Origin of the sequence: Streptomyces sp. NPDC046712, from assembly GCF_040645695.1 — a bacterium.
Taxonomy (GTDB): domain Bacteria; phylum Actinomycetota; class Actinomycetes; order Streptomycetales; family Streptomycetaceae; genus Streptomyces.
In genome coordinates, this window is record NZ_JBEYYW010000011.1 from 57,103 (window position 1) to 74,967 (window position 17,865).

Below are 17,865 nucleotides of genomic sequence, written 5' to 3' on the forward strand. Positions count from 1 at the left end.
GACGGCTTCGCGAGCGAGAGACGATGCAGCAGCCCTACCCGCTGTGCGCGCGCCTATGCACTGCGTGCCGTCGAGTTCCGGAGTGCGGAACCTCAGGGGCGGATTCCGGTCACCGGTCCGCGGCGCAGGATCCGGTCAGTGGCCGAGGTGCTTGCGCAGCTGGTTCTGCAGGTCGGTGATCCACTTGCCACGCTTCGGCTTCGCCTCCACGCTGCCGAAGACCGAGTAGCCGTTGATCACGACGACCGGCGCCTGCGGGTCGGCGGCCTCCATGGTCACGACCTCGAAGAGGCCGAAGATCCCGGTGCCGTTCCCGCGCAGGGTGATGTTCTCCGGGACGCGGACCTCGACGTTGCCGAAGATCGACGTGGCGTTGATGGTGGTCAGCCGCTGCGCGAACAGCGCCTCGGTCAGATCGATCTCGATGTTGCCGAAGAGCGAGAAGGCGTTGGTCCTGCGGCCCACCCGCCAGCGGCCCTTGCGCGTGGTGCTGGAGAAGACGGCGACCAGGTTGTCGGCCGGGCCGGAGGTGTCCTCGGGGCCGTACGCGTAGGCCTGCTCGGTCTCCCGACGGGCACCTGCCCCAGCGGGGAGGTCGCGGACGATCGGCTCCAGCTCGCCAACGGTCTTGGCGCGGTAGACGGCGTCGATCCGCTCCGAGTGCTCCTCGGCGTCGAGCCGCCCCTCGGCCAGGGCGTCCCGGAGGATGTCCGCGATCCGGTCCCGGTCCGCGTCCGAGGCGCGCAGGGAGTCCCCCGGAGCGGCGGGAGCCGGCGGAGCAGGAGCGGGCTCGGCGGGGGCGACCGGCTTCTGGGGCTGCTTTTCGAGGTCCACGACGTCAAGCGTAGCGAAACGCGATAGATCGCGACTAGGGGGCGCGGCCGAGACACGCCACTCCTGGACACCCGTCCATGTATGCTGGACAGGTGTCCATCATCGCGAACGTCCTCGTCGGCCTCGTCGCCGCTCTGCACGCCTACATCCTCGTCCTGGAGATGTTCCTCTGGGAGCGTCGTCCCGGCCGTCAACTCTCCGGCTTCGACGCCGACATGGCCCGCGCCACCGCGCCCCTCGCCGCCAACCAGGGCCTGTACAACGGCTTCCTCGCCGCCGGTCTGGTCTGGGGCCTGATCGCCGACGACCCCACCGGGTACCGGGCGCAGATCTTCTTCCTCTCCTGCGTCGTGATCGCCGGGGTGTACGGGGCGCTCACCGCCAACCGCCGGATCCTGTTCGCGCAGGCCCTGCCCGGGGCCCTCGCCCTGGCCGCCGTACTGTGGGCGGGGTGACCAGCCCGAACACCGACCTCCGCGCGACCACGGACCCCCGCGCGGCCCGCACGCGCGCCAAACTGCGCGCCGCCCTCCTGGCGGAGTGCGCCGAACGCCCCCTCGACGAGGTCGGGGTCGCCGCGCTGGTCCGCCGGGCCGGGATCGGCCGGGCCACGTTCTATCTGCACTACCCCGACCTCCAGGCCCTCGCCGTGGACGCCTGCGCCGATGTCGTACGGGACGCGGTCGACGCCCTGCACGCCTGGCGCGGCACGCCCGCCCCGGACGCCCCGCCGGCCGCCCTGCCCGCCTTCTTCGCCGAGGTCGCCCCGCACGCGCCGCTCTACCGGAGCCTGTTGCGGCCCGGGGGCGGCGGGCCGCTCGGCGAGCTGCTCCACCGGGAGCTGCGCGCGTACAGCAAGCGCGAGCGCGAACTGGCCGGGGCCCCCGAGCCCGGCATCGTGGCGTCGGCGGTGGCGGCGGCGTTCGCGGGGCTGCTCGCGGACTGGCTGCACGGCCTGATCGACGCCTCCCCCGAGGAGATCGCCGGCCGCACCTGGAGGCTGCTGATCGCGCTCCACCGCACCCCGCTGGCCTGACGCCCCGCGCGTTCCGCATGCTCCACAACGGCGTGGTACGACCTCCAAGTGAGCCTTACCTCACAGGATCGGGGCCGCGCCCGCGTTCTACGCTGGAGGGCGCGCCGCCAATGGAGGTGGCGCTGCTGTCTGCCGAGTGAGGAATGGCTGCCGTCATGCCAGAGTTTGCGTACTCCGATCTGCTCCCCCTGGGAGAGGACACCACGCCCTACCGCCTGGTGACCGCGGAAGGTGTCTCCACCTTCGAGGCCGACGGCCGTACGTTCCTCAAGGTCGAGCCGGAGGCGCTGCGCAAGCTGGCCGCCGAGGCGATCCACGACATCCAGCACTACCTGCGCCCGGCCCACCTGGCCCAGCTGCGCCGGATCATCGACGACCCGGAGGCGTCGAGCAACGACAAGTTCGTCGCGCTCGACCTCCTCAAGAACGCCAACATCGCCGCCGCGGGCGTCCTCCCGATGTGCCAGGACACCGGCACCGCGATCGTCATGGGCAAGCGCGGCCAGAACGTGCTCACCGAGGGCGGCGACGAGGAAGCCCTGTCGCGCGGCATCTACGACGCGTACACCAAGCTCAACCTGCGGTACTCGCAGATGGCTCCGCTGACCATGTGGGAGGAGAAGAACACCGGCTCGAACCTGCCCGCGCAGATCGAGCTGTACGCGACCGACGGCGGCGCGTACAAGTTCCTCTTCATGGCCAAGGGCGGCGGCTCCGCGAACAAGTCCTTCCTCTACCAGGAGACGAAGGCCGTGCTCAACGAGGCGAGCATGATGAAGTTCCTGGAGGAGAAGATCCGCTCGCTCGGCACGGCCGCCTGCCCGCCGTACCACCTGGCGATCGTCGTCGGCGGCACGTCGGCCGAGTTCGCGCTGAAGACCGCGAAGTACGCCTCCGCGCACTACCTGGACGAGCTGCCGGCCGAGGGTTCCGAGCTCGGTCACGGCTTCCGGGACAAGGAGCTGGAGGAGAAGGTCTTCGAGCTCACGCAGAAGATCGGCATCGGCGCGCAGTTCGGCGGCAAGTACTTCTGCCACGACGTCCGCGTCGTCCGGCTGCCGCGCCACGGCGCCTCGCTGCCCGTCGCGATCGCCGTGTCCTGCTCCGCCGACCGTCAGGCCGTCGCGAAGATCACCGCCGAGGGCGTCTTCCTCGAGCAGCTGGAGACCGACCCGGCGCGCTTCCTGCCGGACACCACCGACGAGCACCTCTCCACCGAGAGCGACGTCGTCAAGATCGACCTGAACCAGCCCATGGACGCGATCCTCGCCGAGCTGACGAAGTACCCGGTGAAGACCCGCCTCTCGCTGACCGGCCCGCTGGTCGTGGCCCGCGACATCGCGCACGCCAAGATCAAGGAGCGGCTCGACGCGGGCGAGGAGATGCCGCAGTACCTGAAGGACCACCCGGTCTACTACGCCGGTCCGGCCAAGACCCCCGAGGGCTACGCCTCCGGCTCCTTCGGCCCGACGACGGCCGGCCGGATGGACTCGTACGTCGAGCAGTTCCAGGCGGAGGGCGGCTCCAAGGTCATGCTCGCCAAGGGCAACCGCTCGAAGCAGGTCACGGACGCGTGCGGCAGCCACGGCGGCTTCTACCTGGGCTCGATCGGCGGCCCGGCCGCGCGCCTCGCGCAGGACTGCATCAAGAAGGTCGAGGTCGTCGAGTACGAGGAGCTCGGCATGGAGGCCGTCTGGAAGATCGAGGTCGAGGACTTCCCCGCGTTCATCGTCGTGGACGACAAGGGGAACGACTTCTTCCAGAACCCGGCCCCGGAGCCGACCTTCACGCACATCCCGGTCCGCGGTCCGGGCCTCGGCTGATCCTCGTCCTGTCCGGGCGGACGCGCCGGTAAAGGGCCAGGTCACCCCGGATACCCTGCGCGCATGAGACATCCGATACGGATCATGGTCCCGGCCGTCGCCGCGTTGGCGGCGGCCGGGCTGCTGACCGGCTGCCTGGGTACCGAGGCGAAGCCCGACAGGCCGGCCGGCAAGCCGGAGGCGAAGGCGACGTCCGCCGCGCCCAAGGCGACCCTTGGCGGGCCCGGGACCGCCTGCGCCCTGCCCGTCTCCTTCGAGCTCGCCGCCGACTGGAAGCCGAACGCGATCAAGAACCCGGAGGACCCGGAGTTCGCCGCGCTCACCCGGCGCGGTCCGGTCTTCTCGGTCTGCGAGATCGACGCCAAGCCGGCCGGTCACCTCGGGTATCTGCGGGTGTGGACGGGCAAGCAGGGCGATGCACGCGCGACCCTCGAGGCCTTCGTGAAGGCGGAGAAGAAGACCTCGAAGGTCTCCTACAAGGAGACGAAGGCGGGCGCGCTGCCCGCCACCGAGGTCACGTACACGGTGTACAACGAGATCATGGAGGAGTCCAAGGAGGAGCGGGCCTTCGCCGTCTCCACCCCCAAGGGCCCGGTCGTCGTGCACCTGGGCGGGCTCGACTCCGAGGAGCACCGGGCGATGCTGCCTGCCTACGAGCTGGCCCGCACCACACTCACCGCGAACTGAGCGCACCGAGCGAGCCGAGCCATCCGATCGGCCCGGGTGAGCCGAGCGGCTCGAGTCGGCCGAACGAGCCGGGCGAGCCGGAAGAGCCGGAAGAGCCGGAAGAGCCGGAAGAGCAGAACGAGCCGGGAAGTGCCGTGGCCCCCGCCCTCCTCGAGGGACAGGGGCCACGGCGTTCGCGCGGCTAGGCGAACTTCTGGTTCGCGGAGCCGTCGCAGTTCTGGATCCGGATCGGCTGTCGCGCCGCCGCCTGCGTCAGGCAGAGCCCGGTCGCGGCCGCCGGCCGGATCGTCGCCCCGTCCCGTACGAACTTCTGGTTCGCCGCGCCCGAGCAGTTCCAGACGATCAGCGCCGTGCCCGCCTGGTACTTCGCGGCCGGCACGTCCAGGCACCGGTCCTGGGTGAGTTCGGTGTGGACGGTCTGCCGCGCGGAGTCGTGCCACCAGCCCTGGTTGCGGCCGCCGTGGCAGTCCCAGCCGAGCACGGCGGTGCCGTTCGCCGAGGTGGACGCGTTCAGGTCCACGCAGTTCCCCGTGGCCTGGTTCTTCAGCGGCTTGTAGGCGTCGTCCCAGGCGAACGGCACCAGGGTCGGCGTGCCGCTGGAGTTGACGTCCGCGCAACCGGCTTCACGCAGGCCGGAGTTGTAGATCTGCGTCAGACAGGACGCGAAGGCCGCGTGGCCGCGCGCGTTGGGGTGGAAGGACTGCCGGACGGAGTTCTCGTCCGGGGTGCCGGGCTTGGAGAGGTCGATGTACAGGCCCCGGGCCCAGGGGTCCTCCATGCAGACCTCGTGGCCGTGGAAGAGCCGCGAGTTGTCGAGATAGGTCGCTCCGGTGCTCGCGGCCGCCTTACGCATCCCGCGTTCGAAGGCGGGGACCGCGGTGTTGCGGCCCCAGACGGTGTCGGAGTCGTAGCCGAGCCCGCCGCAGGAGAGCTTGCCGGGGAAGTTCGGGTTGTCGTGGAAGTCCGGGCCGATGGGGCTCGGGTATCCCATGACGACGAGCTTGTAGTCGCCGTCGGCGTACCCGGCGTCGCGCATCACGGTCCTGAGGTCGCGCACGGTCTGCTCGACCTTGGGGACGAGGGCGTCGACACGGGCCTGCCAGCCGGGGGCGTACTTGGGCTCGCAGGGGCCCTGCAAGGTCAGATACCGCGTGACGCAGTCCGTCATCACGGGGCCGAACTGCAGGTCGTCGTTGGCGCCCGCGACGAGCAGCACCATCTTGATCCGGGTGTTACGGGCCTTGATGGCCAGGTTGTCGCTCTGGACGAGTTCGTCGGCGTACTGCTTCGAGCCGCCGATCCTGATGTTGCCGCTGTAGGCACCGGAGCAGGACACGTTGAACGTGAGGTCCGCGGGGATTCCGGTGCGGTGGACGGCGGCTTCGGGTGAGCGGTGGCACCAGTTGGTCGGTCCGTTGGTCGGCGGTTCGTAGGTGCCGACGCCCTCGCCGGAGATCTCGCTGTCGCCGAGCGAGATCAGGCCGGTCCTGCGCTGCGCGAGCGGTCGCTCCTCCGGGCTGCCGTAGATCTTGGTGGCCTCGGCGGCGCGGACGGCCTCGAGCTCGGGCGTGAGCGGTACGGAGGAGATTCCCGACGTCGTACGCGTGTCGGCCGCGCCGGCGGGGGCGGCGGCCGCCATGGATCCGAACGCCGCGGCGGCCGCGGCCGTGGCCGCGATCGCCCAACGGAGTCTGTACCTGGTGCGCTTCATTGCGCCTCCTGGAAGTGGGGTTACCCACGGTTTTTACTGGCCGGTAAGCGCAATGGGAATAGCCGGAACAAGACAAGTGCTCAACTTTGTATGGAGGTTGACGACATGACCGACAACAGCAGCGACGACCGCACCGCGTACCGGATCGAGCACGACTCGATGGGTGAGGTGCGGGTTCCCGCGCACGCCAAGTGGCGGGCCCAGACCCAGCGGGCGGTGGAGAACTTCCCCGTCTCGGGGCAGCGGCTCGAACGGGCCCACATCGAGGCCCTCGCCCGGATCAAGGCCGCGGCGGCCAAGGTCAACGCCGACCTCGGGGTGATCGACAAGGACCTCGCGGACGCGATCCGGGGCGCCGCCGCCGAAGTCGCCGAAGGCCGCTGGGACGAGCACTTCCCGGTCGACGTCTTCCAGACCGGCTCGGGCACGTCGTCCAACATGAACACCAACGAGGTCATCGCCACGCTGGCGGGCGAGCGTCTCCCCGAGGGCCGGGACGTCCACCCCAACGACCATGTGAACGCCTCCCAGTCGTCCAACGACGTCTTCCCGTCCTCGATCCACATCGCCGCCACGGCCGCCGTCGCCCATGACCTGATCCCCGCGCTGGAGCATCTGGCCGCCTCGCTGGAGCGGAAATCAGCCGAATTCTCGGACGTGGTGAAGTCCGGCCGTACGCATCTGATGGACGCCACCCCGGTGACGCTCGGGCAGGAGTTCGGCGGCTACGCGGCCCAGGTCCGGTACGGGATCGAGCGGCTGCAGGACTCGCTGCCCCGGCTCGCCGAACTCCCCCTCGGCGGTACGGCGGTGGGCACCGGTATCAACACGCCGCCCGGCTTCGCCGCCGCGGTCATCGCCGAGATCGCCGACGCGACCGGTCTGCCGCTCACCGAGGCCCGCGACCACTTCGAGGCCCAGGGCGCCCGCGACGGCCTGGTGGAGACGTCCGGCCAGCTCAGGACCATCGCCATCGGCCTCACGAAGATCTCCAACGACCTGCGCTGGATGGCGAGCGGCCCGCGCACGGGACTCGCCGAGATCAACCTCCCCGACCTCCAGCCCGGTTCGTCGATCATGCCCGGCAAGGTGAACCCGGTCATCCCGGAGGCCGTCCTGATGGTCGCGGCGCAGGTGACGGGCAACGACACCACGGTGGCGGTCGCGGGCGCGGCCGGGAACTTCGAGCTCAACGTGATGCTCCCGGTGATCGCCAAGAACCTCCTGGAGTCCGTACGGCTGCTGTCGAACGCCTCGCGCCTGCTCGCGGACCGGACGGTCGACGGCATCACCGCCAACGTCGCGCGGGCCCGGGAGTACGCCGAGTCCTCGCCGTCCGTCGTCACCCCGCTGAACAAGTACATCGGCTACGAGGAGGCCGCGAAGGTGGCCAAGAAGTCGCTGGCGGAGCGGAAGACGATCCGCCAGGTGGTGCTCGAGTCCGGATACGTGGAGCGGGGCGACCTCACCGTCGAACAACTCGACGAAGCGCTGGACGTGCTGCGTATGACTCATCCGTGACCTGTGCCGCAGCGCCGCCGGAGGCCCGCCCCTAAGATCTGCGCATGACAGGATCGGGCGGCCCTCAGCACTGGGCGCCGGGGGAGCACATCCTCTGGCGCTACCGCGGCAACGGCTCCGGCGCGGTGCACATCTGCCGGCCGGTGACCGTCGTCCAGGACACCGACGAGCTGCTCGCCGTCTGGATGGCCCCGGGCACCGAGTGCGTCCGGCCGGTGCTGACCGACGGAACTCCCGTGCACGAGGAGCCGCTCGCCACCCGGTACACCGCCCCGCGCACCACCGCCCGCTCGCGCTGGTTCGGTTCGGGCGTCCTGAAGCTGGCCCGGCCGGGAGATCCCTGGTCGGTCTGGCTGTTCTGGGAGCGCGGCTGGCGCTTCCGCAGCTGGTACGTGAACCTCGAGGAGCCGCGCACCCGGTGGGCCGGCGGCGTCGACTCCGAGGACCACTTCCTCGACATCTCCGTCTACCCCGACCGCAGCTGGCTGTGGCGGGACGAGGACGAGTTCGCGCAGGCCCAGCGGGCCGGTCTGATGGACGCGGCGCAGGCCGCGCGGGTCCGGGCCGCGGGTGGCGCCGCGGTCGAGGTGATCCGGGCGTGGGGCGCGCCGTTCTCCGACGGCTGGGAGGACTGGCGGCCCGATCCGGGATGGACCGTGCCAGAGCTGCCCGCGGACTGGGATCGCACTCCCGCGCACACGGCACCGTGAGACCCTTGATGCGCCCCCGGGGTGCAAACGTAGGATCGTCCTCCGCAAGGCGGTGATCAACCGACGAGGCGTCAACCACAGAGCACAGCGCAGGACCTGACCGTAAGTCATTCTTGAGGGGGAGAGCAGTGCCGGACGTGTGCCCGGGTGTTCCCACCCCTGTCGTAGCCGCTGCTCGCGGGGCATTCACATCCACCCCGTGCCAGGGGTTTATCCCCGGTGAAGGCGCGGCATCGGCGAGAAGAGCGAGTGCATCGCACCACCGGCCCGGACGGACGGAATCCCACGCGTGACGGAGCATCCCACCTCCCACGAAGGCCGGCAGCCGCTGGCTGCCCGGTCGCACGAGCGCACCCGCCCCCGCCAGGAGGCGGCCGAGTCGGGCACGCCGGGTACGGGCGGCCGGTCGGGCCGTGCCGACGCCCGGGACGCCTCTCGCTCGCCGGCCCGCCACGGCGAGTCCGCTGCCGCCGAGGCGCCGGTGCCGGCGCAGCCCGGCCCCCGGTCCGGTGACACGCCGGGCGCGAGCCGTTCCGGCGCGGGTGCCCCCGTGCCCGGGCAGACGACGTCGCCGGCCGCGCCCGCCGACGGTGAGCACCTCACCGGCGGGACGGGTGGCGACACCGGCCGTCCCGCGCCCGGGCAGGGCGCCGCGGCCGCCGTGGTGGCCGTGGCGGGGCCCGGCGGCGGCGTCCCGGCACAGGACCTCGCCGCGGCGCGGCGCGAGGGCGACCGGCTGCGGTTCGTGGGCGCGGCGACCCGGCGGATCGCGCGAGGGATAGACCTCGACGAGATCGTGCTCGGTCTGTGCCGGGCGACCGTGCCGACGTTCTCCGACGCGATCCTGGTCTATCTGCGCGACCCGCTGCCGGTGGGCGACGAGCGGCCGGTCGCGCCGTTCGTGCTGCGGCTGCGCCGCACCGACCGGCTTCGTTTAACGGACGTGGAGGGCGAGGAGCTCATGCTCGTCCCCGATCCCGACCCGACCCCGGCCGCCGAACTGTGCGAGGTCCGTTCCGGCGGCGCGCTCGCCGAGGTGCTGCGCGGGGTGCGGCCGGTCTTCGGCGACTCCGCCGCCGCCCGCGCCGCGCTGCCCGAGCTGCTCGGCCCCGAGCACGTGCTGCCCGGCGGGCACCGGGCGATCCTCGCCCCGCTGCGGGGGCGCCGCCGGGTGATCGGCGCCGCGGTCTTCCTGCGCCGGCCCGAGCGGCCCGGCTTCGAACCCAACGACCTCCTGGTCGCGGCGCAGCTGGCGACCCACACCGCGCTCGGCATCGACAAGGCTGTGCTGTACGGCCGCGAGGCGTACATCGCCGACGAGTTGCAGCGCACGATGCTCCCGGACTCGCTGCCGCAGCCGACCGGCGTCCGGCTCGCCTCCCGTTATCTGCCGGCCGCCGAGACGGCCCGGGTCGGCGGTGACTGGTACGACGCGATCCCGCTGCCCGGCAGCCGGGTCGCCCTCGTCGTCGGCGACGTCATGGGCCACTCCATGACCTCCGCGGCGATCATGGGCCAGCTGCGCACCACGGCGCAGACCCTGGCCGGGCTCGACCTGCCGCCGCAGGAGGTGCTGCACCACCTGGACGAGCAGGCCCAGCGGCTCGGCCAGGACCGGATGGCGACCTGCATGTACGCGGTGTACGACCCGGTCTCGCACCGGATCACCATCGCCAACGCCGGCCATCCGCCGCCGATACTGCTCCACCTCGGCGGTCGGGCGGAGGTCCTGCGCGTTCCGCCCGGGGCGCCGATCGGCGTGGGCGGGGTCGACTTCGAGGCGGTCGAGCTGGACGCCCCGGCAGGCGCCACGCTGCTCCTCTACACGGACGGCCTCGTCGAGTCCCGGCTGCGAGACGTGTGGACCGGGATCGAGCAGCTGCGGGAGCGCCTCGCGGCGACCGCGCAGCTGACCGGCCCGGATCACTCGCCGCCCCTGGAGGCGCTCTGCGACGACGTCCTCGACATGCTCGGCCCGGGCGACCGGGACGACGACATCGCGCTGCTCGCGGCCCGTTTCGACGGGATCGCGCCCAGCGACGTGGCGTACTGGTTCCTCGAACCGGAGGACGCGGCCCCGGGGCGGGCGAGGCGGCTCGCGCGGCGGGCGCTCGCCCGCTGGGACCTGGAGGAGCTCTCGGACTCGGTGGAGCTGCTGATCAGCGAGGTCGTGACGAACGCCGTGCGGTACGCGGAGCGGCCGGTGACCCTGCGGCTGCTCAAGACCGATGTCCTGCGCTGCGAGGTCGGCGACGACTCCCCGCAGCTGCCCCGGCAGCGCCGGGCGCGGGACACCGACGAGGGCGGGCGCGGGCTCTTCCTGGTGAACCGGCTGGCCAGGCGGTGGGGAGCGACGCGGCTCTCGGGCGGCAAGGTGGTCTGGTTCGAGCTGCCCACTCGCCCGTAGACACGGTCGGGTGTCGTCCGCGGAGCTGACGGACGGCGGCCGAGACCCCGCACACGAGGAAGGCCGGACCCGTCGGGTCCGGCCTTCGTCAGGTCACTGCAGGGGGCGCGGTTCTCACTGCAGAGGGCGCTGATCGCCGTCGCTGTCGACCGGCGGTTCGATCGTCGGCGGCCTCGGGTCCGTCGTCTCCGTCGGGGGCGGCGGCACGGTGATCGTGTCCGTCGGCCGCGGCGGCGTGGTCGAGTTGGAGGTCGGCGGCGGCGTCGGGTCCGGGGCCCCGGTGGTGGGCGGCGGGGTCGAGGTCGGGGCCTGGGTGGTCTCGGTCGGCGTCGGGTCCGGCTCCACGATCGACGTGTCGTCGGTCTCCAGGTCGAACTGGGTGTCGGAGCCGCCGCCGAGCGCGGCGGTGGTGTAGTCGCCCCAGATCTGGGCGGGGGTCCGGCCACCGTTGGCGCGGCCGACGTTGATCGTGTCGGTCAGGGTGACCTGGTTGCCCTTGACGTCCTCGCCGAAGAGGCCGACGGCGGTGACCAGCTCGGGGGTGTAGCCGACGAACCAGGCGGAGCGGTTGTTCTCCGAGGTGCCGGTCTTGCCCGCGGCCGCGTAGTCGCCGGCCGCCCGGAAGCCGGAGCCGCTGCTGACGACGCCCGTCATGGCCTTGGTGACGGTGTCGGCGGCCTCGCGGCTGATGACCTGGTCGCCGATCGGCTTCACCGGATCGGCCTTGCGGTCCTTGTGCTCGGCGGACTTCACGATGGTCGGGGTGACCTTCACACCGTGGTTGTCGAGCGTCGCGTAGGCGGCGGCCATGTCCCAGGTGGAGGCGCCCATGGTGCCGAGCGACATCGCGGGGCCCTCGCCGAAGTCCTGGCCGTCCTTCATACCGAGGTCGAGGGCGGTCTTCTTCACGTTGCCCGGGCCGACGTCCACGATCATCTGGGCGTAGACCGAGTTGATCGAACGGTTGGTGGCTGTCTGGACGGTGACTGGGCCGTAGCTCCTGTTGTCCTCGTTCTCCGGGGCGAACGCCCGGTCTCCGCCCACGACCGGCCGCTTGCTGGTGCCGTCGTAGATGGTGCCGAGGCCGATCGGCCGGTCGTCCTGGGTCTTGGCGCCGTTCTCCAGCGCGGAGGCGAGCACGATCGGCTTGAAGGTCGAGGCGGGCTGGTAGTCGCGCCGGGTGGCGTTCGACGTCCAGTGCTCGGTGGCGCCGATGCCTCCGTACATGGCGACGACCTTGCCGGTCTTCGGGTCGACGGAGGTGGCGCCGGCCTGGACGGTGGCGTCCTTCTTGTCGCCCTTGCGGTCGAGCTTCTCCTCCAATTGCCGCTCGACGGCCTTGACCAGGGCGTTCTGCTTCTTCTCGTCGATGTTGAGGGTGATCGTCCAGCCGCCGGCCTTGATGTCCTCTGCGCTGATGCCCTGGCGCATCAGCTCCTGGTTGGCGGCCTCGACGAGGTAGCCCCGCTGGCCCTCCATGCCGGGAGCGGCCTTCTCCTTCTGCGGGACGGGGAACTTCTGCGTGGCGCGCGTGGTCGCGTCGAGCCAGCCCTCCTCGACCATGTTGTCGAGGGTGTAGTTCCAGCGCTCCTCGACCAGCTTGCGGCCGGTCGGGGTGGCGGCGGTCCAGTCGTACTGGTTGGGGGCCTGGAGCAGGGAGGCGAGGTAGGCGCCCTGGGCGACGGTCAGCTTGGGGGCGTCGACACCGTAGTAGGACTGGGCGGCGGCCTGGATGCCGTAGGCGCTGCGTCCGTAGTAGCTGGTGTTGATGTAGCCGGCGAGGATCTCGGGCTTCGCCATGCGCTGGTCGACCTTCAGCGCGATCACGATCTCCTTGAGCTTGCGCGTCGCCGTCTGGTCCTGGCTCAGGTAGTAGTTCTTGACGTACTGCTGGGTGATCGTCGAGCCGCCCTGCTTGCCCTTGCCGGAGACGGTGTTCCACGCGGCCCGGGTGGTGCCCTTGATGTCGACGCCGTTGTCCTTGTAGAAGGTCTTGTTCTCCGCGGCGACGAAGGCCCTCTGCACCTCCAGCGGGATCTTGTCCAGGCCGACGATCTCACGGTTGATCTCACCCGTACGAGCGAGGATCTTGCCGTTCGCGTACTTGTACACGTTGCTCTGCATGGTCGCCTGGGCGTTGGCCGTCGGTACCGGGACCATCAGGTAGACCGCGTAGAAGGCGCCCATCACGAGCAGGCAGCCGACGAAGAACGTGCCCAGGAGCTTCCTCCAGGTGAAGAGTCGGCGTATGCGCCCGCCCTTCTTCCCCTGGCCCTTGTCCGGTCGGCCCATGTGCTTCGTCGCTCCGCTCGTCGTGGTCGCAGGGCAGGTGCCTGCGCCGGATCAGCTCAGCAAGCTAACACCGCTGATGCTGACAAAGGGCAATCGATCCGGTCTTTTCCGGACGTGACAATCAGCACCCGCCCCGATGGAACCGACGCTCCTGGGCCCCGGATGGTTGTGCGGCGCGGGTCACATAGCCGTCATCGTCTGTTCGCGGGCCTGGTCAGGGGCCTGATCCGGACAGCTATACACCGTGCGTATACACCGGGTGTAGAGTGACGGCATGTCAATCGGTCACACCCTTCTCGGGCTCCTGGAGTCCGGCCCGCGCCACGGTTACGACCTCAAGCGCGCCTTTGACGAGAACTTCGGCCACGACCGGCCGCTGCACTACGGGCAGGTCTACTCGACCATGGCCCGGCTGCTGAAGAACGGTCTGGTCGAGGTGGACGGCATCGAGGCGGGCGGCGGCCCCGAGCGGAAGCGGTACGCCATCACCGAGGCCGGCGTCACCGATGTCGAGCAGTGGCTGCGCCGCCCCGAGAAGCCGGAGCCGTACCTCCAGTCCACGCTCTACACGAAGGTCGTCCTCGCGCTGCTCACCGGACGCGGGGCGGCCGAGCTGCTCGACGTCCAGCGCGCGGAGCATCTGCGGCTGATGCGGGAGCTGACCCGGCGCAAGAAGGACGGCGACCTCGCCGACCAGCTGATCTGCGACCACGCGCTGTTCCACCTCGAAGCCGATCTGCGCTGGCTCGAACTGACCGCCGCCCGTCTCGACCGGCTCGCCGAGGAGATCCGCCGATGACCGCCACACCCCTGCTCCGGGCGAGCGGCATGGACAAGGCGTACGGACCGACCCCGGCGCTCTCGGGAGCCGAGTTCGCCATCCGGGCCGGCGAGGTCGTCGCCGTGATGGGCCCCTCGGGCTCCGGCAAGTCCACCCTGCTGCACTGTCTTGCCGGAATCGTCCGGCCGGACGCCGGCACGATCACCTACGACGGGCGCGAGCTGACCGCCCTGTCGGACGGCGAGCGCAGCGCGCTGCGCCGCACCGACTTCGGCTTCGTCTTCCAGTTCGGCCAGCTGGTGCCGGAGCTGACCTGCGTCGAGAACGTCGCCCTTCCCCTGCGTTTGAACGGCGAGCGGCGCAAGAGCGCCGAGTCCCGGGCGCGCGAGTGGTTGACGCGCCTGGAGGTCGACGACATCGGCGCCAAGCGGCCCGGTGAGATATCCGGCGGCCAGGGCCAGCGGGTCGCGGTCGCCCGCGCGCTCGTCGGCGCCCCGCGGGTGATCTTCGCCGACGAGCCGACCGGCGCGCTCGACTCGCTCAACGGCGAGCGGGTGATGGAGCTGCTCACGGACGCGGCCCGGGAGACCGGCGCCGCCGTCGTCCTCGTCACCCATGAGGCCCGGGTCGCCGCCTACTCCGACCGCGAGGTCGTCGTCCGCGACGGCTCCGTCCGGGACACGGAGTGGGCGGTATGACCCTGCGCACCTGGTCCCGCGACCTGGCCCTCGGCGCCCGGTTCGCGGTCACCGGAGGCCGCTCCGGCCTGCTCCGCACGCTGCTGACCGCGACCGGCGTCGGCTTCGGCGTGGCCCTGCTGCTCCTCGCCGCCTCCCTGCCGAACATGCTGTTCCAGCGGGAGGTACGGGAGGCGACCCGCTCCGTCGACGGCAGCGAGCAGGAGACCGGCGCCCGCCCCGACACCTTTCTCCACCTCGGACAGACCACGCTCTACCGGGGAGATGCCGTCACCGGGCTCCTGCTGCGTCCCGAGGGCACGCGGACCCCCCTCCCGCCCGGCGCGGCGAAGCTGCCCGCGAGCGGCGAGATGCTGGTCTCGCCCGCGCTCCGTGAGCTGCTCGACTCCCCCGAGGGCACCCTCCTCAAGGAACGGCTCCCCTACAAGGTCGTCGGGACGATCGGCGAGGCGGGACTCATCGGTCCTGCCGAACTTCGGTACGTCGCCCAGGTCGACTTCCTCACCACCGACAACTACGACGGGCGCGGCTCGCGCTACGGCTGGTCGGTGCCCGGGGAGCCGATGAACGCGTTCCTGATCCTCCTCGTCCTCGTCGCCTGCGTCGTCCTGCTGCTCCCGGTGCTCGTCTTCATCGCGACCGCCGTACGCTTCGGCGGCGAACAGCGGGACCGACGGCTCGCGGCGCTCCGCCTGGTCGGCGCGGACACCGCCATGACCCGGCGGATCGCGGCGGGCGAGTCCCTCGCGGGCGCGCTCCTCGGCCTCGCGGTCGGCGCCGGACTCTTCGCCGTGGCCCGGCAGTTCGCCGGCACGGTCACCATCTGGGACGTCAACGCCTTCCCGTCCGACGTCGTGCCGATGCCCTTCCTCGCCGCGCTCGTCCTCGCCGTGGTGCCGGTCGCCTCGGTCGTGGTCACCCTCTTCGCGCTCCGCGGGGTGGCGATCGAACCGCTCGGCGTCGTCCGGTCCTCCACGCCGCGCCGCCGCCGGCTGTGGTGGCGGCTGCTGCTCCTGGCGGCCGGTGTGGCCCTGCTCGTTCCGCTCTTCGGGCAGGTGGAGGTGCAGCAGACCGCCGTCGACACCGTGGGGATCGCGACCGGCGTCACCGTCGCCCTGATCGGCCTCACCACCCTGCTGCCCTGGCTCGTCGAAGCCGGGGTGAAGCGGCTGCACCGGGGGCCGGTGTCCTGGCAGCTCGCCGTCCGCAGGCTCCAGTTGAGCAGCGGCACGGCGGCCCGCGCCGTGAGCGGCATCGTGGTCGCGGCGGCCGGCGCGATCGCGCTCCAGATGCTCTTCCAGGCGATGGAGAACGACTTCACACAGGCCACGGGCGAGGACTCCACACGGGCCCAACTCATGGCCGAGACCGAGGCGAAGACCGGCGACGAGGCCAGGGAGATGATCGCCCGCTTCTCGAGGACCAAGGGTGTCGACGGTGTGTCCGGCACCATCACGTCGCACGTGTGGCGGCCGGGCCCCCTGAAGTCGGGCGAGGAGTTCTCCCCGCTCACCTCGGTCAAGGTCGGCGACTGCGCCTCCCTCCGCGAGTTCGCGAAGCTGCCCTCCTGCACGGACGGCGACGTCTTCATCGCCCTCGCGCACGGCACCCAGGGAGCGCCGCCCGACAGCTGGGTCACGGACACCGCGCAGCCGGGCGCCACGGTCGCCCTGCGGGACCCGGCCGAGCACAAGGGCCCGCTCCCCCGGTGGCGCATCCCCACCACCGCCCGGACCGTGGACTCCCGCCCCGACCCGATGGGCACGTACGAGTTCGGGGTCCTCGCCACCCCGTCGGCCGTCGACGCGGCCCGTCTCGACGACCCCGCCGCGCTGGCGCTGGTGCGGCTCGACCCTGCCGTGCCGGACGCCGCCGAGTACGTACGGAACACGGCGGTGGCCCTCGACCCGACCTCGTGGGTCCGCACACTGAAGAACACCGAGCAGAACTCCCAGTTCAGCAGCGTCCGCACCGGCATCCTCGTCGGCTCCACCCTGACGATGCTCCTGGTGGCGGCGTCACTCCTGGTGACGACGCTCGAACAGCTCAGGGACCGCAAGCGGCTGCTGTCCTCGCTGGTCGCCTTCGGAACCCGGCGCACCACGCTGAGCTGGTCGGTGCTGTGGCAGACGGCGGTGCCGATCGTGCTCGGTCTCGTCCTCGCCGTGGCGGGCGGGCTCGGCCTCGGGGTCGTCCTGCTGAAGATGACGGGGCAACAGGTCCTGGACTGGTGGGTCTTCCTGCCCGTCACCGGGATCGGGATCTCGCTGATCGCGGCAGTGACGCTGCTGAGCATGCCGGTGCTGTGGCGGCTGATGCGGGCGGACGGGCTCAGAACCGAGTAGCGGTACGGGGGTGGGTGCGGAACCGGGCCGTGACGGAAGGGGCGCCGGGAACGTCAGGCGCCCGTGCCCACCACCCGGACCGGAAGGCGCTTCATCGCGCCCCGCAGGGCCTCGGCCAGTTCCTCGAACTCGGCCTGCCGCGCCGCGCCCGTCCGCATGGCGAGGGCGACCTGCCGCGAGGGCGCCGGACCGGCGAAGGAACCGGTGAACAGGGCCGTGTTGCGGGCGGTCTCGACCTTGACGGCCGTGCGCGGCAGCAGCGTCACACCGAGCCCGCCCGCCACCAGCTGGACCAGCGTGGACAGCCCGGCCGCGGTCGTGGTGACCGGCGCCCCTTCGGTGCGGCCGGCCTCGCGGCAGATGTCGAGGGCCTGGTCGCGCAGACAGTGCCCCTCGTCCAGGAGCAGCAGGTTGAGCTCCTTCAGCGCCTCGCGCGGAATGTCGTCGCGGCCCGCCAGCGGATGGCCCTCAGGGGCGACGAGCACGAAGTCCTCGTCGAAGAGCGGCAGTTCGGTCACGCCGGGAACACCGAGCGGCACCGCGAGCAGCAGCAGGTCGAGCCGCCCGGCCGCGAGCCCCTCCAGGAGCGAGGACGTCTGCTCCTCGTGGACCTGGAGGTCGAGGTCCGGGTAGCGGCGATGGACCAGGCTCAGGACGGTGGGCAGCAGGTACGGGGCGACGGTCGGGATCACGCCGAGCCGGAGCACCCCGGTGAACGGGGCCTGCGCCGCCTCCGCCTCCTCCATCAGCTCCGCCACGGCGTCCAGGACGGCCTTCGCCCGCACCGCGAGCCGCTCGCCCGCGGGCGAGAGCAGTACCTTGCGCGTCGTACGCTCGACGAGCTGGACACCGAGTGCCTCTTCGAGAGTCGAAACCGCGGCCGAGAGCGCCGGCTGACTCATCCCGATCGACGCCGCCGCGTCCCTGAAGTGCAGGCACTCCGCGACCGCCGCGAAGGCTCTGAGCTGGGAAAAACTGGGCTGCTTCACACGCCGTGCAGGGATCACTGATAACCACCTT

14 protein-coding genes are annotated in these 17,865 nt (G+C 71.4%); 10 read left to right on the top strand and 4 right to left on the bottom strand.

Annotation, left to right across the window (positions count from 1 at the left end; all coding sequences use genetic code 11):
- Nucleotides 1-135: 135 nt before the first annotated feature.
- Nucleotides 136-834, bottom strand: a complete 699-nt coding sequence (locus ABZ939_RS16640; RefSeq protein ID WP_361854750.1) for a DUF1707 domain-containing protein — start codon at nt 832-834, stop codon at nt 136-138.
- 92 nt (nt 835-926) lie between these two features.
- On the opposite strand from ABZ939_RS16640, the gene ABZ939_RS16645 reads away from it, so the two are divergent.
- The 4 genes from ABZ939_RS16645 (at nt 927) to ABZ939_RS16660 (ending at nt 4,380) form a co-directional block, all read left to right on the top strand.
- Nucleotides 927-1,289, top strand: a complete 363-nt coding sequence (locus ABZ939_RS16645; protein WP_361854753.1) for a DUF1304 domain-containing protein — start codon at nt 927-929, stop codon at nt 1,287-1,289.
- Nucleotides 1,286-1,870 (top strand): TetR/AcrR family transcriptional regulator, encoded by a 585-nt coding sequence (locus ABZ939_RS16650; RefSeq protein WP_361854756.1) that lies wholly within the window; start codon nt 1,286-1,288, stop codon nt 1,868-1,870. Before ABZ939_RS16645 ends, ABZ939_RS16650 begins: the two co-directional genes overlap by 4 nt.
- A 155-nt stretch (nt 1,871-2,025) precedes the next feature.
- Entirely contained in the window at nt 2,026-3,693 is a 1,668-nt protein-coding gene (locus ABZ939_RS16655; RefSeq protein ID WP_361854759.1) for a fumarate hydratase, read from the top strand.
- 63 nt (nt 3,694-3,756) lie between these two features.
- Nucleotides 3,757-4,380: a lipoprotein gene (locus tag ABZ939_RS16660; RefSeq protein WP_361854762.1), complete on the top strand. Its 624-nt coding sequence runs from the start codon at nt 3,757-3,759 to the stop codon at nt 4,378-4,380.
- Between the two features lie 181 nt (nt 4,381-4,561).
- Here ABZ939_RS16660 and ABZ939_RS16665 read toward each other — a convergent pair whose 3' ends face one another.
- Entirely contained in the window at nt 4,562-6,091 is a 1,530-nt protein-coding gene (locus ABZ939_RS16665; protein ID WP_361854765.1) for a ricin-type beta-trefoil lectin domain protein, read from the bottom strand.
- Nucleotides 6,092-6,196: 105 nt separating this feature from the next.
- Here ABZ939_RS16665 and ABZ939_RS16670 point away from each other — a divergent pair, with 105 nt between their 5' ends.
- The 3 genes from ABZ939_RS16670 to ABZ939_RS16680 all read left to right on the top strand — a co-directional run bounded on the left by ABZ939_RS16670 (nt 6,197) and on the right by ABZ939_RS16680 (nt 10,729).
- Nucleotides 6,197-7,612 (top strand): class II fumarate hydratase, encoded by a 1,416-nt coding sequence (locus ABZ939_RS16670; protein ID WP_361854768.1) that lies wholly within the window; start codon nt 6,197-6,199, stop codon nt 7,610-7,612.
- Nucleotides 7,613-7,656: 44 nt separating this feature from the next.
- Nucleotides 7,657-8,322 carry a DUF402 domain-containing protein gene (locus ABZ939_RS16675; RefSeq protein WP_361854771.1) on the top strand — a complete coding sequence of 222 codons (666 nt, stop codon included), beginning with the start codon at nt 7,657-7,659 and terminating at the stop codon, nt 8,320-8,322.
- A 289-nt stretch (nt 8,323-8,611) separates the two neighbouring features.
- Entirely contained in the window at nt 8,612-10,729 is a 2,118-nt protein-coding gene (locus tag ABZ939_RS16680; protein WP_361854774.1) for a SpoIIE family protein phosphatase, read from the top strand.
- 114 nt (nt 10,730-10,843) lie between these two features.
- Here the strand turns inward: ABZ939_RS16680 and ABZ939_RS16685 are convergent, their stop codons facing one another.
- Nucleotides 10,844-13,021 carry a transglycosylase domain-containing protein gene (locus tag ABZ939_RS16685; RefSeq protein WP_361854777.1) on the bottom strand — a complete coding sequence of 726 codons (2,178 nt, stop codon included), beginning with the start codon at nt 13,019-13,021 and terminating at the stop codon, nt 10,844-10,846.
- A 274-nt stretch (nt 13,022-13,295) separates the two neighbouring features.
- On the opposite strand from ABZ939_RS16685, the gene ABZ939_RS16690 reads away from it, so the two are divergent.
- Genes ABZ939_RS16690 through ABZ939_RS16700 form a run of 3 tightly spaced genes read left to right on the top strand, consistent with a single transcriptional unit; the run spans nt 13,296 to nt 16,845 of the window.
- Nucleotides 13,296-13,820 carry a PadR family transcriptional regulator gene (locus ABZ939_RS16690; protein WP_361854780.1) on the top strand — a complete coding sequence of 175 codons (525 nt, stop codon included), beginning with the start codon at nt 13,296-13,298 and terminating at the stop codon, nt 13,818-13,820.
- Nucleotides 13,817-14,500 (top strand): ABC transporter ATP-binding protein, encoded by a 684-nt coding sequence (locus tag ABZ939_RS16695; RefSeq protein WP_361854783.1) that lies wholly within the window; start codon nt 13,817-13,819, stop codon nt 14,498-14,500. The genes ABZ939_RS16690 and ABZ939_RS16695 overlap by 4 nt, the downstream gene beginning before the upstream one ends.
- Nucleotides 14,497-16,845, top strand: a complete 2,349-nt coding sequence (locus tag ABZ939_RS16700) for an FtsX-like permease family protein (protein WP_361854785.1) — start codon at nt 14,497-14,499, stop codon at nt 16,843-16,845. The genes ABZ939_RS16695 and ABZ939_RS16700 overlap by 4 nt, the downstream gene beginning before the upstream one ends.
- Before the next feature lie 53 nt (nt 16,846-16,898).
- On the opposite strand, the gene ABZ939_RS16705 is transcribed toward ABZ939_RS16700, so the two are convergent.
- Nucleotides 16,899-17,852 carry a hydrogen peroxide-inducible genes activator gene (locus ABZ939_RS16705; protein ID WP_361854788.1) on the bottom strand — a complete coding sequence of 318 codons (954 nt, stop codon included), beginning with the start codon at nt 17,850-17,852 and terminating at the stop codon, nt 16,899-16,901.
- Nucleotides 17,853-17,865 lie beyond the last annotated feature (13 nt).

What these genes read in the sequence shown, in the direction of transcription:
- ABZ939_RS16685 (WP_361854777.1), bottom strand. Translation starts at nt 13,021, where the DNA reads ATGGGCCGACCGGACAAGGGCCAGGGGAAGAAGGGCGGGCGCATACGC.
- ABZ939_RS16660 (WP_361854762.1), top strand. Translation starts at nt 3,757, where the DNA reads ATGAGACATCCGATACGGATCATGGTCCCGGCCGTCGCCGCGTTGGCG.
- ABZ939_RS16695 (WP_361854783.1), top strand. Translation starts at nt 13,817, where the DNA reads ATGACCGCCACACCCCTGCTCCGGGCGAGCGGCATGGACAAGGCGTAC.
- ABZ939_RS16690 (WP_361854780.1), top strand. Translation starts at nt 13,296, where the DNA reads ATGTCAATCGGTCACACCCTTCTCGGGCTCCTGGAGTCCGGCCCGCGC.
- ABZ939_RS16655 (WP_361854759.1), top strand. Translation starts at nt 2,026, where the DNA reads ATGCCAGAGTTTGCGTACTCCGATCTGCTCCCCCTGGGAGAGGACACC.
- ABZ939_RS16670 (WP_361854768.1), top strand. Translation starts at nt 6,197, where the DNA reads ATGACCGACAACAGCAGCGACGACCGCACCGCGTACCGGATCGAGCAC.
- ABZ939_RS16665 (WP_361854765.1), bottom strand. Translation starts at nt 6,091, where the DNA reads ATGAAGCGCACCAGGTACAGACTCCGTTGGGCGATCGCGGCCACGGCC.
- ABZ939_RS16675 (WP_361854771.1), top strand. Translation starts at nt 7,657, where the DNA reads ATGACAGGATCGGGCGGCCCTCAGCACTGGGCGCCGGGGGAGCACATC.
- ABZ939_RS16700 (WP_361854785.1), top strand. Translation starts at nt 14,497, where the DNA reads ATGACCCTGCGCACCTGGTCCCGCGACCTGGCCCTCGGCGCCCGGTTC.